This is a genomic window from Rhizobium sp. CF122, from assembly GCF_000282035.1.
Classification (GTDB): domain Bacteria; phylum Pseudomonadota; class Alphaproteobacteria; order Rhizobiales; family Rhizobiaceae; genus Rhizobium.
Genome location: NZ_AKKA01000082.1, coordinates 1 through 14,840, shown reverse-complemented (window position 1 = coordinate 14,840; position 14,840 = coordinate 1). Strand labels below are relative to the sequence as shown.

The window sequence follows — 14,840 nt, the reverse complement described above, 5'->3', positions numbered from 1 at the left end:
GCAGCCTATCCATTCGGATAGGATCCTGAGTACAGGGAAACCCGAAGGATCTGCTCTGGCCCTTTGCCAGCAGGCGTTAAGACGCAGGCCTTTCAATGCAATAAGACAGTCGAAGATTTGGTGGAGCTAAGCGGGATCGAACCGCTGACCTCTTGCATGCCATGCAAGCGCTCTCCCAGCTGAGCTATAGCCCCATCAAGGCGGTCCGGCGAGCCGGTCCTGGGATGCTTCGCGAAGGCTTGCCTCGCGGAGTGGCGGCTTCTTACTTCCGGTTTTTGGAGATAGCAAGCCAAAAAAATCGGCCCGGCGAAATTTTCTCGTCCGGGCCGACACTTAATCGGATCAGACTTCGTCTTCGTCGCCGGTGACGCCGATGATGTCGCTCATGTCGTCGTCATCATCATCTTCGTCGGCTTCAAGGAAGGTGTCGTCGTCATCGCCTTCGATTTCGACATCGTCATCGCCCATATCTGGAATGTCGTCGCCGGATGCGCCTTCATCGGCGTCCTCGAGCGAAACGAGTTCGACTTCCGTGCTTTCGGTATCGACTTCCGCCACTTCCTCTTCATCCTGGGCTTCAGCCGCTGCAGCAGCAGAGGTTTCCTCGAAGAAGGAAAGGGGATAGGACTTGCCGGTGTAAGGAGAAACAATCGGATCCCGGTTCAGGTCGTAGAACTTCTTGCCGGTTTCCGGATCGGTACGCTTCGTTCCAAGTTCAGCTTTCGCCACTGTAAGCCTCATGAGAATGGCCGAATCAAGATTCGACAAATGCCGTGAAAACCGGCGTTCTATTCGGAATTTATAAGCCGGTCCCCATAATCGTTGCAGCACGGCATGTCAAAGCCAAACTTCATGCATCGCTCATGCGCGCCGGATGACCGGCGCCGCCATTTGTGGTAGTGAGCCGGCGATTGTTCGTTTGCAAGGCAGATCGGCGTGTCGCCGACTGCCGGAATGGGTGTAAGGCAATGTACCAGCCGCCGCATTTTCGTGAGGAAGACCTAAGCGTCCAGCACGCCTTGATCCGGGCGCATCCGCTCGGCTTGCTGATCACCGCGGGTGCTGCGGGTCTCATGGCAAATTCGGTTCCCTTTCATCTCGATGCAGCAGCTTGCGAGAAGGGCACGCTGCGCCTTCACCTCTCCAAGGCCAATCCGCAGTGGCGCGATATCGGGGCGGGCGCCGACGTGCTTGCAGTGTTCCAGGGTGCCGATGCCTACATCACCCCGTCCTGGTACCAGACGAAGCAAGAGACCGGCAAAGTCGTGCCGACCTGGAACTACGCCATCGTGCAGGTGAGGGGCAGGGCGCGTGTCATCGACGATGCGGCCTGGTTGCTTCAGCAGATCAACGCGATCACCACGCAACAGGAAGGGCCACGTGACAGGCCCTGGGCGGTCGGCGACGCGCCGGATGATTTCATTCGCGCGCAGTTGAAAGGCATCATCGGCGTAGAGATCGAGATTGCCGCGATCGAAGGCAAGTGGAAGGTAAGCCAGAACCGACCCGTTGCCGATCGCCAGGGCGTTGCTGCCGGTCTCGGCGAAGAGGCCGGTCAGGCAGACATGGTCGATCTCGTCCGTCGTTACGGCGGACTGGCAGAGAAATGAACGGATAGATGAGCTCCAAACAGTTTACGATTGCCATCGATGGACCTGCCGCGGCCGGCAAGGGAACACTCTCGCGCCGCATCGCGGAGACCTACGGATTTCATCATCTCGACACGGGACTTACCTACCGCGCGACTGCCAAGGCTTTGCTGGATGCTGGCCTGACGCTCGACGACGAGGCCGTGGCGGAAAAGATGGCGCGCGAGGTTGAACTGGCCGGACTCGATCGCGATATACTCTCGAAGCACGAGATCGGCGAGGCGGCCTCGAAGATCGCCATCATGCCCGCGGTGCGGCGTGCACTGGTAGAGGCACAGCGGCGGTTTTCGGAAAAGGCGCCCGGAACGGTGCTCGACGGCCGTGATATCGGCACCGTCGTTTGCCCGGCAGCGCCGGTGAAGCTCTATGTGACGGCAAGTCCCGAGGTTCGGGCGAAGCGCCGCTACGACGAAATAAGAGGCAAGGGAGGAATTGCCGATTTCGATGCCATTTTCGACGACGTCAAGCGCCGCGACGAACGCGACATGGGACGGGCCGACAGCCCTTTGAAACCAGCCGAAGACGCGCACTTGCTTGATACGTCGGAAATGAGTATAGAGGCCGCGTTTCAAGCTGCGAAATCGATCATCGATGCAGCTTTGAGCCGAAGTACCTGAATTCGAGCGATTTGCCCAAGCTTTGCCTGGGTCGCTTTTGAAGACTAAGCCTGAAATTCCGTCCAAGCGCCGGATTGCTTCCCGACAGGAGGCGGACTGGGTTCAGGCCCGTTCAACACGAACCAACCGGCGCATACGTATCCGGATTCGGATATGCAGGAGATTACATGTCAGTAGCTACTCCCTCTCGCGAAGATTTCGCGGCCCTTCTCGAAGAGTCCTTTGCCAAGCACGACCTGGCTGAAGGCTATGTCACCAAGGGCATCGTAACGGCAATCGAGAAGGACTCTGCCGTTGTCGACGTCGGCCTGAAGGTCGAAGGTCGCATCCTACTCAAGGAATTCGGCGCCAAGGCCAAGGACGGCTCGCTCAAGGTCGGCGACGAAGTCGAAGTTTACGTTGAGCGCATCGAAAACGCTCTCGGCGAAGCTGTTCTGTCGCGCGAGAAGGCTCGCCGCGAAGAAAGCTGGATCAAGCTCGAAGCCAAGTTCGAAGCTGGCGAGCGCGTTGAAGGCGTCATCTTCAACCAGGTCAAGGGCGGCTTCACGGTCGATCTCGACGGCGCGATCGCCTTCCTGCCGCGTTCGCAGGTCGACATCCGTCCGATCCGCGACGTCACCCCGCTGATGCACAATCCGCAGCCCTTCGAAATCCTCAAGATGGACAAGCGCCGCGGCAACATCGTCGTATCGCGTCGTACGGTTCTGGAAGAATCCCGTGCCGAGCAGCGTTCTGAAATCGTTCAGAACCTCGAAGAAGGCCAGGTTGTTGACGGCGTTGTCAAGAACATCACCGACTACGGTGCGTTCGTTGACCTCGGCGGCATCGACGGCCTGCTGCACGTCACCGACATGGCATGGCGCCGTGTGAACCATCCGTCGGAAATCCTGTCCATTGGCCAGCAGGTCAAGGTTCAGATCATCCGCATCAACCAGGAAACCCACCGCATCTCGCTCGGCATGAAGCAGCTCGAGTCGGATCCGTGGGATGGCATCCAGGCCAAGTATCCGGAAGGCAAGAAGATTTCCGGTACCGTCACGAACATCACCGACTACGGTGCGTTCGTCGAGCTGGAGCCGGGCATCGAAGGCCTGATCCACATCTCGGAAATGTCCTGGACCAAGAAGAACGTACACCCCGGCAAGATCCTGTCCACGAGCCAGGAAGTCGAAGTCGTCGTTCTCGAAGTCGATCCGTCCAAGCGCCGTATTTCGCTCGGCCTCAAGCAGACGCTGGAAAATCCGTGGGCGGCATTCGCTCGCAACCATCCAGCCGGCACTGAAGTCGAAGGCGAAGTCAAGAACAAGACCGAATTCGGCCTGTTCATCGGCCTCGACGGCGATGTTGACGGCATGGTGCACCTCTCCGACCTCGACTGGAACCGTCCGGGCGAACAGGTCATCGAAGAGTTCAACAAGGGTGACGTCGTCAAGGCTGTCGTTCTCGATGTTGATGTCGAAAAGGAGCGCATCTCGCTCGGCATCAAGCAGCTCGGCAAGGATGCTGTCGGCGAAGCAGCAGCTTCCGGCGACCTGCGCAAGAATGCAGTCGTTTCCTGCGAAGTTATCGCAGTCAACGACGGCGGCATCGAAGTGAAGCTCGTCGACCACGAAGACATCACCTCGTTCATCCGCCGCGCAGACCTGTCGCGCGACCGCGACGAGCAGCGTCCGGAACGCTTCTCGGTTGGCCAGGTTGTTGACGCCCGCGTCACCAACTTCTCCAAGAAGGACCGCAAGATCATGCTGTCCATCAAGGCTCTGGAAATCGCGGAAGAGAAGGAAGCTGTCGCTCAGTTCGGTTCGTCCGACTCCGGCGCTTCGCTCGGCGACATCCTCGGCGCGGCTCTGAAGAACCGCGGCGGCGAATAATCGCCAGCCTCAGGCTTGAAGAATAAAAGAACCCGCCGGAGCGATCCGGCGGGTTCTTTGCATTTCCGCTGCTGGTGTAGGGTCGCGGGCTATTCCCAGTCGACCTTGCGCCGATAGCGCGTATAGGCTTCGTCTGCGCTCGCAGCCATTGGCAGGGCCGGTGCCGGACGGTGAGGCGGCGTCCCAGCCTTGATCTGGCTTTCTCGGGCGGCCACGGCAGCGGCGGTTTCGTCGTCGACTGTGACACCCGTCTCGTCCTCGTTCGGCGGCTCGCCTTGCTGGTCCGCATCCTCCTCCGACGGCTCGCCGCCGTTGTGATCTTCGCGGTACATCTCACGGGCGCCGCTATCGTCGGCCTCGTCCTTTGAGAATTCGTAAGGCTGCGTCGCGTAGGGAACGCCCTCGACGATCTTCATCAGCACCGGCACATAGGTTTCGTCGATGGCCTGCTGTACGATCAGGGGTATTGGGATTTCCGGAGCCGGATGTTTCTTCGCTGTTGCGATAGCGGCTTCGCCTGCCGGCTGTTCCGCGAGAAGCGGCGATTGGCGCGCCACGCTTTCCGGCAGGGAGGCGCGATCAGGCAGTGCAGTCAACTCCTCTGGTAGATCGGTCAGGATAGTCTCATCGAGGATGATGTCGATTTCGACTGCCGGATCCGGTTCGGCTGCCTCGAGCAATACTTCTGTCTCCTGGTCCTGAATGATTGTTACGATCAGCTTCGTCGTATCGTCCGAGAGGGATGCAGGTATCGCCGGCCAACTCTTTGGAATAATGGGATCGACCTTGGATGCTGGCCCGTGCGTGTTCGCTTGCACTGCTACGTGCGCCGACTCGACCTCTTCCTCTAACGCTACACTCTCTTGTAAGTCTTCGCCGAGCTCAGGGAACACTTCTTCGCCGGCTGCCTCGACAGCCGACTTGGCGAGAGGCTCGTCGGCAGGGACAGATCCTTTGATGAGTTGGACCTGTTCGCCGTCTGCATCGAGATAGGCGGCGGCAACGAGCGCCGTCTGCGGCCGCAGAGCTTCCGGCTCCTGCCTCGTTGCGACAGGAGTTCGCGCAGCGCCAGCCAGATTGTCCCGATGGATGCTGATTTCGGTCCGCTGCTCCTGGCGCAGCGGCGAGGCATCATTCTGGCCGTAGGAGCGAACCACGGCGCGCGCCGCGAGATCGCGATCCTTGTAGCGAATGGTTTCGAGATAGGTGGCAATGCGGGCGGCCTCCGGTCCGGCCGGGTTTCGGAGCGCCTCAGCGAGCTGGCGAAGCGGGACTGCATGGCCCTGCATTGCAAGCTGACGCTCTACCTGCTCGATTTTCGCCGGCGGCAACTTCTGTATCGCGGTCGCAAGGCGGGAGGCAAAGACAAGATCTGTTTCGTCGTCCTCCCGCGGGATTGAAAGCGCCTCGCTGGTCGCATTGAGCACATCAAGAAGGGCATCGACCATGCGTGCACGCACGGCCAGCAGGAGGATGTTGAGTTTGCCGGCAACCGAGGAGTTGAGATCCGCGCCCTGGATCTGGCTGACCGGAGCAACGGCGCTGGCAGCGCGCACCAGGCCGTCGGTGCTGACGACGGTCGTCTGGCTCTGGGTGGATAAACTCGCATTTGACGCTGAACGAACCGGAGTCAACATGCCATGCTCCTTCTTTCGTAAAGTGCGATGAAAGCAGGTTACAAGAAGGCCGCGCTCATCCGGCCCGTCGCATTCCCCGGCAGTTCCTTCCTGCGCGACGTGACGCTCCATCGCGCCGTCGAATGCATAAAAATTGGTAAAGAATTTAACGAAGCGACAGTTAACGAATTGCTAATGGCCGGTGCGCGGATGGCCGCGCCCGGTTCTATCTTTGCAAAATCCAGAAATGTCTCAGCTATGCGCGAAGATGTCGGCTTCTTCCCAGCCGAGCAGATCGAGCTTGGCGCGTGTCGGAAGGAATTCGAAGCAGGCATTGGCGTGATCCATGCGGCCGTCGCGCACCAGCCGTTCCGTCAGCTTGTCGCGCAGCGCATGCAGATAGAGCACATCAGAGGCGGCGTATTCCAATTGTGCCTGAGATAGCGTCGCGGCTGCCCAGTCGGACGACTGTTGCGTCTTGGAAATATCGACGTCCAACATTTCCTTGAGGTTGTCCTTGAGGCCGTGCCGATCGGTGTAGGTGCGGATGAGGCGTGAGGCGATCTTCGTGCAGAAGACCGGTTGGGCGGTGACGCCGAAGGTATGAAACAGGACGGCAATATCGAAGCGGCCATAGTGGAAGATCTTCTGACGGGAAGGGTCGGCCAACATTGCAACGAGGTTTGGCGCATCCTTTTGGCCCGCAGCGATGCGGATTACATCGGCTGAACCGTCGCCCGACGAAAGCTGCACGACGCACAACCGGTCGCGGCGCGGCACAAGCCCGAGCGTTTCGGTGTCGATGGCAATGGCTCCGGTGTAGCGCGCAGCATCCGCCGCGGAAATATCACCTTCATGGTAACGTATGGTGGCTGCCATCGATCTCGTCTCTCACTCAAACTGTCACTTGTGGCGCTATAGCGCAAAGCCATGGCGGGCGATACCGCCAAGGCTCAGAATGTCGGCGGTGTATTGATCCAGATGAGAATGGTTTCGCCGTCGTGACGGTTGCGCCAGGAATGGTAGCGGCGGCTCTCGAAGTAAAGCGAATCGCCAGGCCCGAGGTCGAAAAACTGGTCGGAATCGAGCACGAGTTCGAGCCGTCCCGACAGCACGTGCATGAACTCTTCCCCTTCGTGCCGGTAGGCGCCCTCGCTTGTCGCGCCGGGCGCGAGCACGAACCGGTGGCAATCCATCATGGTTCGGCCCTCGGCCAGAAGCTGGACCGAGACACCAGGCGTCGTCTCCGGCCATGTGCGCCAGGCGCCGGCGCGGACGACCACAGGCACGTCGTCGCGTTCTTCGCCGGACAAGCGGGAAACCGTTGTGCCGTAATATTCGGCAAGGTCGTGCAGCGTCTTGAAGCTCACGCCTTGCGAGGTCCGCTCAAGCGTCGACAGCGTCGAGGCGGCAATACCGATGTCACCTGCGACATGATCCAACGTCTTTCCCGTGCCATGGCGAAGGCTGCGCAGCCGCCGCCCGAGATCCGACGAGTCCGCTGTGTCCGAGTTTTCCGACGGTTCCTCGCCTTCCAGCGCCTCGCGAATGGCCGCCGGATTGAGGCCACGCTCGGTTCGATACCAGGCTATCTTTTTCAACCTGGCCACGTCTTCGGCGCTGTATTGCCGGTGTCCGGTCTCTGAACGGTCCGGCACGACGAGGCCCTGGCTTTCCCAAAGGCGCAAGGTGGATGCGGAAACGCCCGCTGATTTCGCCGCCTCCGCCACCTTGTAGCGCACGGCCGTCCCATTGCTCATAAGCCAAATATTCCCGGTTCGTTTGTCTTCTGGAGGACGTCTCCCGGCCCTTCTTTTCTTGAGCGACCATCGCCGAAAACAGCGACGGTTTGAAGCGGAAAATGCCGCTTGCTTTCTTGCAGGAAAAATGTAGGAATTTTCTACACGTCTTGCCGAAGTTATGCAAGATAGTTCATCCATTCCAGAGCGCAGGAACGCACCGATGACCGCGACCACCCTCACAGACCGGAAGAATGCCGCCATTTCGCGCGGCGTTGGCATGACCACGCAGATCTATGCCGACCGCGCAGAGAATGCCGAAATCTGGGACAAGGAAGGTCGCCGCTATATCGACTTCGCGGCTGGCATCGCCGTTCTCAATACCGGCCATCGCCATCCGCGCGTGATCGCCGCCGTCAAGGATCAACTCGATCACTTCACCCATACCTGCCATCAGGTCGTGCCCTACGAAAACTATGTGCATCTTGCTGAGCGCCTGAATGCGCTGACGCCGGGTAATTTCACCAAGAAGACGATCTTCGTCACGACAGGGGCCGAAGCCGTCGAGAATGCCGTGAAGATCGCGCGTGCCGCAACCGGTCGCTCGGCCGTCATTGCCTTCGGTGGCGGCTTCCACGGCCGCACCTTTATGGGCATGGCGCTCACAGGCAAGGTCGTGCCCTACAAGGTCGGTTTCGGCGCGATGCCGGGCGATGTCTTCCACGTCCCGTTCCCGGTCGAGCTCCATGGCGTGACACCGGATCAGTCGCTGGCCGCGCTGAAAAAGCTGTTTGCCGCCGATGTCGATCCGCAGCGCGTTGCCGCAATCATCATCGAGCCGGTGCAGGGCGAGGGCGGCTTCTACGCGGCGCCGGTTTCGTTCATGAAGGCACTGCGCGAACTCTGCGATCAACATGGTATCCTGTTGATTGCCGATGAGGTCCAGACCGGCTTTGCCCGGACTGGCACGATGTTCGCTATGGATCAGCACGAAGTCGCGCCCGACCTGATGACCATGGCCAAGAGCCTCGCCGGCGGCTTCCCGCTGGCGGCCGTCACCGGCCGTGCCGAGATCATGGATGCGCCTGGACCCGGCGGCCTTGGTGGCACATATGGCGGCAATCCGCTCGGCATCGCGGCTGCTCACGCAGTTCTTGACGTCATCAAGGACGAAGATCTCTGCAACCGCGCCAATCAGCTCGGCAGCCGGTTGAAGCAGCGTCTGGAATCGTTGCGCGAAAGGGCGCCGGAGATTGTCGATATCCGTGGCCCGGGCTTCATGAACGCGGTCGAGTTCAACGACAAGACGACAAAGCTGCCGAGCGCGGAATTCGCCAACAAGGTGCGTCTGATCGCGCTCGATAAGGGCCTGATCCTTTTGACCTGCGGCGTCCACGGAAACGTCATCCGCTTCCTCGCCCCGATCACCATCCAGGACAACGTTTTCGGTGAAGCGCTCGACATTCTGGAAGCCTCGATCCTCGAAGCAAGCGGCAAGTAAGGCGATAGCTTCTTTGCCCGGAGTTACATGACATGGCATTCACGACTGCACTGACAAAGTACGTTCCGTTTTCCTCGCCCTTCCTGCGCGACGCCGGTTACATCAACGGTGTCTGGACAGCCGGTGGCGCGACGAAGACCTTCGACGTCCTCAACCCTGCCACGGGCGAGGTTCTCGCCTCGCTGCCCGACATGGGCGGCGCCGAAACGCGAGAAGCGATCGATGCCGCCTATGCCGCGCAGCCGGCCTGGGCCGCGCGTCCTGCCAAGGAACGCGCCGGTATCCTGCGCAAGTGGTTCGACCTTATGGTCGCCCATGCCGATGAGCTGGCCGCCATCCTTACCGCTGAAATGGGCAAGCCCTTCGCGGAGGCCCGTGGCGAAATCCTTTACGCCGCCGCCTATGTTGAATGGTACGCAGAAGAAGCTAAGCGCATCTATGGCGAGACGATCCCCGCGCCGTCGAACGATAAGCGCATGATCGTCATCAAGCAGCCCGTCGGCGTCGTCGGCACGATCACGCCCTGGAATTTCCCAGCCGCTATGATCACCCGCAAGATCGCACCGGCGCTCGCCGTCGGCTGCACCGTCGTTTCCAAGCCGGCTGAGCAGACGCCGCTGTCGGCACTGGCGCTCGCGGTTCTTGCCGAGCAGGCCGGCATCCCGGCCGGCGTCTTCAACGTCATCGTCGGCGAAGACGGCCCGGCGATCGGCAAGGAACTCTGCGGCAACGACAAGGTGCGCAAGATCAGCTTCACCGGCTCGACCGAGGTTGGCCGCATTCTAATGCGTCAGTGTGCCGATCAGATCAAGAAGATCAGCCTCGAGCTCGGCGGCAATGCACCCTTCATCGTCTTCGACGACGCGGATCTCGATGCAGCCGTCGAGGGCGCTCTGGCGTCGAAGTACCGCAATGCCGGTCAGACCTGCGTCTGCGCCAACCGCCTCTACGTGCAGTCGGGCGTCTATGACGCCTTTGCCGCCAAGCTTGCCGCCAAGGTCGAGACGATGGCGGTCGGGGACGGTTTCAAGGCAGGCGTAAGCATCGGCCCGCTGATCGACGAGCAGGGGCTGGCGAAGGTCGAAAGCCACGTCGCGGATGCGGTGTCGAAAGGGGCCAGGATCCTGACGGGCGGTAAGCGCGTCGAAGGTGCCGGCACCTTCTTCACCCCGACCGTGCTCACCGGCGTCACCCGCGAAATGAAAGTCGCGCGTGAAGAGACATTCGGTCCCGTTGCCCCGCTGTTCCGCTTCGATACCGCCGCGGATGTGATTGCTCAGGCGAACGACACCGAATTTGGTCTTGCTGCCTATTTCTTTGCTGGCGATCTGAAAAAGGTCTGGCGCGTCGCCGAGGCGCTGGAATACGGCATGGTCGGCATCAACACCGGCCTCATGTCGACGGAAACGGCGCCCTTCGGCGGCATCAAGCAATCCGGCCTCGGTCGCGAAGGCTCGCGTCACGGCGCCGAGGATTATCTCGAGATGAAGTATCTCTGCATGGGCAATGTCTGAGCGACATCTGGCTCAGATGCGTTGAGACAACAAGAAAGGGATCGCCGGCAGCGGCGATCCCTTTCTCTTCGGCTGCGTGATGCCTAGGTTTGCGATGCTTGCGTGGCAGGCTGCCAATCCGGCAGTGGGAAGACACGGTCATAGGCCCAGTTGAAGACGAAGGCGTAGACCATGTAGAAAAGCGCGAAGGATACGTCCATCATCAGCGCTTGAACGACACTGATGCCGAGGTACCACGCAATCATCGGCAGCAGCGCCAACAGCAATCCCACCTCGAACATGACAGCATGCAGCACGCGGGTCGCGACACTCTTCTGCGTGCCGCCGGTCAGGCGCTGCATCAGGTGGTCGAAGCCGAGATTATAGATATAGTTCCACATCGTCGCCAGCGTTGCGCCGGCAACGCCGACCACGCCGATATCGGCCATGGGCATACCGAAGGCCAGCGCACCGAGCGGCGTGACGAGCGCTAATCCAATGAGTTCGAAGCTGATGGCGTGACGGATACGGTCTGCGGTTTTACGCATAGTTACCCCCAACGGGAATGCTCGGGTCGTCCCGAGTTAATGCCCGTACTGGGGGAGGTCGTCCTCACGACCCTTTAATAGGTAGTCCGGCCGCCGAAAACAAGGGTCGGAGCTTTGTTCAGTAGTGCGGGGGTCGCGTAATGGCGGGGGCTTCCAGTGATTGCTCCTCGAGCGACAGAAACCGCTCCGTCAGCCTGTCGAGCTTGGCGCGTGTCTGCTCCATCACCTTCCACTGTTCGGCCAGTTGATCGGACAACTCCTCGATCGTCTTCGCCTGATGGGCGACGATTTCCTCGAGCTTCGTCACGCGGCTCGTCTCTTCGGACATGGAACCTCCTTGCCGCAAGCGGCCAAATTTCATCCGCATCTGAAAAGCGGAAATAGTCCATGCGGTCAATCATTTCGAGGGTTGGGCAGGGCGATTTGCGAAAGCGAACTGTTTGGTTACTAAAAGCCCTTGCCGCATTCCGACTTGTGGGGTAGGCCGGTAGCCCTTCAGGGAGGAATTCTCATGGATGTTGGAAACGGCTTTCTTCATCCGGACCGGCTCTTTCCGGCCGATCCGACAACACGCACGATCGCGCGGGACCTTTACGAGACGGTTCGCACGTTACCGATCGTAAGCCCGCACGGGCATACGGAACCGTCGTGGTTTGCCGAAGACAAGCCATTCGAGGATGCGTCTTCGCTCCTTGTCATCCCAGATCATTATCTCTTCCGCATGTTGCATAGCGTCGGCGTCAAGCTTGACGATCTCGGCGTACCGCGCCTCGACGGCAAGCCGGTCGCCAAGGGCCGCGACATCTGGCGCGCTTTCGCCACGCGGTACCATCTCTTCCGCGGCACGCCCTCCAGCCTGTGGGTCGATCACGCAATGTCGGCCGTCCTCGGCTGTGAGGAACCGCTGACGCTTGAAAATGCGGATGCGCTCTACGACCATATCAATGCGCAGCTGGCGCTTCCCGCGTTTCGCCCGCGCGCCCTGCACAAACGTTTCGGTATCGAGACGATCGCCACGACCGAAGGCGCGCTCGACCCGCTGGTGCATCACCAGAAGATGGCGGAAGACGGCTGGATCGGCCGCGTCCGCACCACCTACCGGCCGGATAGTGTCACCGACCCGGATGCCGTCGGCTTCCGCGAAAATCTCGTTCGGCTTGGTGAACTGACCGATTGCGACGTGACGAAGTGGGATGGGCTGATCGATGCCCATCGCAAGCGCCGCGCCTATTTCCGCAAATACGGCGCGACCGCCACCGACCATGGCGTGCCGTCGGCCTTCACGGCGGACCTGCCGCTTGCCGACAAGCAACGCCTGCTCGACAAGGCGCATAAGGGTACGCTGAGCGCCGAGGACGCTGAGCTTTTCCGGGGACAGATGCTGACCGAGATGGCCGGACTTTCGGCCGAAGACGGCATGACGATGCAGATCCATGCCGGCTCGCGCCGCAACACCGATCGTGAACTGTTCCAGACCCGTGGTCCGAACATGGGTGCGGACATCCCAACGCCGACCGATTGGGTCGGCGGTCTCTCTGCCATGCTCGCAAAGTACGGCCATGCGCCAGGTCTTCGCGTCCTCCTATTCACCCTCGACGAGACAACCTATGCCCGCGAGCTGGCGCCGATGGCCGGCCATTGGCCGTGCCTGATGATCGGCCCGCCCTGGTGGTTCCACGACAGCCCGAACGGCATTCGCCGCTATCTCGATCAGGTGGTGGAAACGGCCGGTTTCGCCAATCTGGCAGGCTTTAACGACGATACGCGTGCTCTTCTGTCGATCCCGGCTCGCCATGATGTCTGGCGCCGCGAGGTTTGCCGCTTCTTGGCGCAGTTCGTGACGGAACACCGAATGTCCCGCAAGGAAGCCGAGATTGTCGCCGGCGAACTCTCCTACGGAAACGCGAAGAAGGCATACAAGCTGTGATCGAACGTCTGACGAGCCTTTCCGGCCTCGCGCCGACAGCAAAGCTTCCCGGCTATGATCGCAAGGCGCTGAAGCCGGGTATCCTGCATCTCGGTCCGGGCGCATTCTTTCGCGCCCACTTCGCTCCGTTCACCGATGCCGCGATTGCGGTCGCCGGCGGCGACTGGGGCATCGAGGTCGCGAGCCTGCGCACGGCCGATGTTGCCGATCACCTGAACGAGCAGAACGGTCTCTATACCATGCTCGTGCGCGACACCTCGGGCACGACGGCGCATGTCATCGGCCCGATCCTGCGCGCCCATGTCGCGACCCGCAACCCCGGCGATCTGCTCGCCAGGCTCGAGGATCCTGCCATCCGCATTGTCAGCCTGACGGTGACGGAGAAGGCTTATGGCTTCGACCCCGCCACGGGCGGGCTCGACCTGAAGCATCCCGACATTGACGCCGACCTTGCCGACCGGCATGCACCCCGCGGCGTCATCGGCTATCTCGTGGAAGGTCTTGCGCGCCGCCGCACCAAAGGTATTGCGCCGTTTACTCCACTCAGCTGCGATAATCTGCCGAGCAACGGCGCCGTGCTGAAGCGGCTCGTACTCGAGTTTGCCGGTCGCATCGATCCGGACCTTCGGCAGTGGATCGAAGTCAACGTACCCTTCCCATCGACCATGGTCGATCGCATCACGCCGGCAAGCACGGATGCCACCTATCGCGATGCCCAAAGGCTCACCGGCAGGCAAGATCTGGCGGCGATCGAGACGGAACCCTTCACGCAATGGGTGATCGAGGATCACTTCGCCAACGGCCGCCCGGAATGGGAAAAGGCCGGTGCCCTGATGGTCGAGGAAGTCTCCGCTTACGAAAAGATGAAGCTGCGCATGCTGAACGGCGCGCATTCGCTGCTCGCCTATCTCGGTTATATCGCCGGCTATGAACTCATTCGCGACGTCATGGATGATACCGGCCTGGCAGCCCTTGCGCGTCGCCACATGAACGCGGCAGCCGCTACGCTCGATCCCGTTCCCGGCATCGATCTCGAAGCCTATGCCGACGAGTTGATCGCACGCTTTGCAAACAAGGCGATTGCCCACCGCACCTATCAGATCGCCATGGATGGCACGCAGAAACTGCCGCAGCGTCTTCTGGAGCCCGCGACCGAGGCTTTGGCGCATGGCGCCAAGGCTGAGACCTACGCGATCGCCGTGGCAGCCTGGATGCGCTATGCCCTTGGCGTTGACAGGAACGGTAAAAGTTACGAATTGCGCGATCCCCGCGCGGCGGAAATTGCTGCGCTGTTGGCCGACGTGCCGCGCAACGGCGGCGCGGTGTCGAAAGCGCTGTTCGGGCTGCCGGGTCTCTTCCCGGCGGCGCTGTCCGGCAATCTCGCGTGGACGGAGGATGTGGCGAACAAGCTGGAGATCCTGATCCAGGACAACAAGCTGCCGCTGTTTTGAGAACGGCGCGGCGATGGGCGCGCTCGTCGCAGCATGGTTTTTCCGGGCAGGTTATTGGCGACTGCGCATCCGGGGTGATCGATGGGCGGCTGCCCGCGTTCAGCCCGTCATCCCTGTGCTTGTCACAGGGATCCAGCACGCCCGTGTCCTTGGGCGCGGAAGACTCTTTTCCATAAGTCATTCATCGCGCCGACGCGCGATGGCTAGATTCCTGTGACAAGCACAGGAATGAAGGCCTAAGGGCTCAGCGCCGATCATCCTTTCACGCGCACCATCTCTGGATCGTAGAGCGGCTTCAGCGCGACCCGGCAGGGCACGCGCTCGCGCGCCACGTCAAGCTCGTAGTTGCCGGACAGTACGAAGTCTTCGCTCACACCTTCCGGGTTGCGGACATAGCCGTAGCCGATCGGCTTGCCGATCGTGTAGCC

General features: G+C 60.8%; 14 protein-coding genes and 1 tRNA gene. 7 read left to right on the top strand and 8 right to left on the bottom strand.

Going from position 1 to position 14,840, the window contains the following annotated elements; translation table 11 throughout:
• Positions 1 to 118: 118 nt before the first annotated feature.
• Positions 119 to 194 (bottom strand) — tRNA-Ala (locus PMI09_RS20505).
• A gap of 148 nt (positions 195 to 342) precedes the next feature.
• Complete coding sequence (locus PMI09_RS20500; protein ID WP_007798949.1) at positions 343 to 729, bottom strand: TIGR02300 family protein; 387 nt, start codon at positions 727 to 729, stop codon at positions 343 to 345.
• A 239-nt stretch (positions 730 to 968) separates the two neighbouring features.
• Between PMI09_RS20500 and PMI09_RS20495 the strand changes: the two genes are divergently transcribed.
• The 3 genes from PMI09_RS20495 (at position 969) to rpsA (ending at position 4,137) form a co-directional block, all read left to right on the top strand.
• A complete protein-coding gene (locus PMI09_RS20495; protein WP_007798947.1) occupies positions 969 to 1,610 on the top strand; it encodes an FMN-binding negative transcriptional regulator in 642 nt (213 codons plus the stop codon).
• Positions 1,611 to 1,618: 8 nt separating this feature from the next.
• Positions 1,619 to 2,266: a (d)CMP kinase gene (gene cmk / locus PMI09_RS20490; protein ID WP_007798945.1), complete on the top strand. Its 648-nt coding sequence runs from the start codon at positions 1,619 to 1,621 to the stop codon at positions 2,264 to 2,266.
• A 167-nt stretch (positions 2,267 to 2,433) separates the two neighbouring features.
• On the top strand, positions 2,434 to 4,137 hold the full coding sequence (gene rpsA, locus PMI09_RS20485) for a 30S ribosomal protein S1 (RefSeq protein WP_007798943.1): 1,704 nt from the start codon (positions 2,434 to 2,436) through the stop codon (positions 4,135 to 4,137).
• 89 nt (positions 4,138 to 4,226) lie between these two features.
• Here rpsA and PMI09_RS20480 read toward each other — a convergent pair whose 3' ends face one another.
• The 3 genes from PMI09_RS20480 to PMI09_RS20470 form a co-directional block, all read right to left on the bottom strand.
• The gene (locus PMI09_RS20480; protein WP_007798940.1) at positions 4,227 to 5,774 is read right to left on the bottom strand and encodes a hypothetical protein; all 1,548 of its coding nucleotides are present in this window, start codon (positions 5,772 to 5,774) and stop codon (positions 4,227 to 4,229) included.
• Between the two features lie 231 nt (positions 5,775 to 6,005).
• Complete coding sequence (locus PMI09_RS20475; protein WP_007798932.1) at positions 6,006 to 6,632, bottom strand: ribonuclease D; 627 nt, start codon at positions 6,630 to 6,632, stop codon at positions 6,006 to 6,008.
• Between the two features lie 74 nt (positions 6,633 to 6,706).
• Positions 6,707 to 7,513: a MerR family transcriptional regulator gene (locus PMI09_RS20470; protein WP_007798929.1), complete on the bottom strand. Its 807-nt coding sequence runs from the start codon at positions 7,511 to 7,513 to the stop codon at positions 6,707 to 6,709.
• A 202-nt stretch (positions 7,514 to 7,715) separates the two neighbouring features.
• Here PMI09_RS20470 and PMI09_RS20465 point away from each other — a divergent pair, with 202 nt between their 5' ends.
• Both PMI09_RS20465 and PMI09_RS20460 read left to right on the top strand, forming a co-directional pair.
• Positions 7,716 to 8,993, top strand: coding sequence for a 4-aminobutyrate--2-oxoglutarate transaminase (locus PMI09_RS20465; RefSeq protein ID WP_007798927.1), 1,278 nt, complete (start codon positions 7,716 to 7,718; stop codon positions 8,991 to 8,993).
• A 32-nt stretch (positions 8,994 to 9,025) separates the two neighbouring features.
• Positions 9,026 to 10,507 carry an NAD-dependent succinate-semialdehyde dehydrogenase gene (locus tag PMI09_RS20460; protein ID WP_007798924.1) on the top strand — a complete coding sequence of 494 codons (1,482 nt, stop codon included), beginning with the start codon at positions 9,026 to 9,028 and terminating at the stop codon, positions 10,505 to 10,507.
• Positions 10,508 to 10,590: 83 nt separating this feature from the next.
• On the opposite strand, the gene PMI09_RS20455 is transcribed toward PMI09_RS20460, so the two are convergent.
• Positions 10,591 to 11,034 carry a PACE efflux transporter gene (locus tag PMI09_RS20455; protein ID WP_007798921.1) on the bottom strand — a complete coding sequence of 148 codons (444 nt, stop codon included), beginning with the start codon at positions 11,032 to 11,034 and terminating at the stop codon, positions 10,591 to 10,593.
• Positions 11,035 to 11,152: 118 nt separating this feature from the next.
• Complete coding sequence (locus PMI09_RS20450) at positions 11,153 to 11,362, bottom strand: SlyX family protein (protein ID WP_007798918.1); 210 nt, start codon at positions 11,360 to 11,362, stop codon at positions 11,153 to 11,155.
• 183 nt (positions 11,363 to 11,545) lie between these two features.
• Here PMI09_RS20450 and uxaC point away from each other — a divergent pair, with 183 nt between their 5' ends.
• Together uxaC and PMI09_RS20440 are read left to right on the top strand one after the other, a co-directional pair.
• The gene (uxaC, locus tag PMI09_RS20445) at positions 11,546 to 12,961 is read left to right on the top strand and encodes a glucuronate isomerase (RefSeq protein ID WP_007798915.1); all 1,416 of its coding nucleotides are present in this window, start codon (positions 11,546 to 11,548) and stop codon (positions 12,959 to 12,961) included.
• Entirely contained in the window at positions 12,958 to 14,412 is a 1,455-nt protein-coding gene (locus PMI09_RS20440; protein WP_007798912.1) for a mannitol dehydrogenase family protein, read from the top strand. Before uxaC ends, PMI09_RS20440 begins: the two co-directional genes overlap by 4 nt.
• A 254-nt stretch (positions 14,413 to 14,666) precedes the next feature.
• Here the strand turns inward: PMI09_RS20440 and PMI09_RS31600 are convergent.
• Positions 14,667 to 14,840 (bottom strand): glycine cleavage T C-terminal barrel domain-containing protein (locus PMI09_RS31600; protein WP_007798909.1); only part of this gene is annotated, 174 nt, incomplete at its 5' end.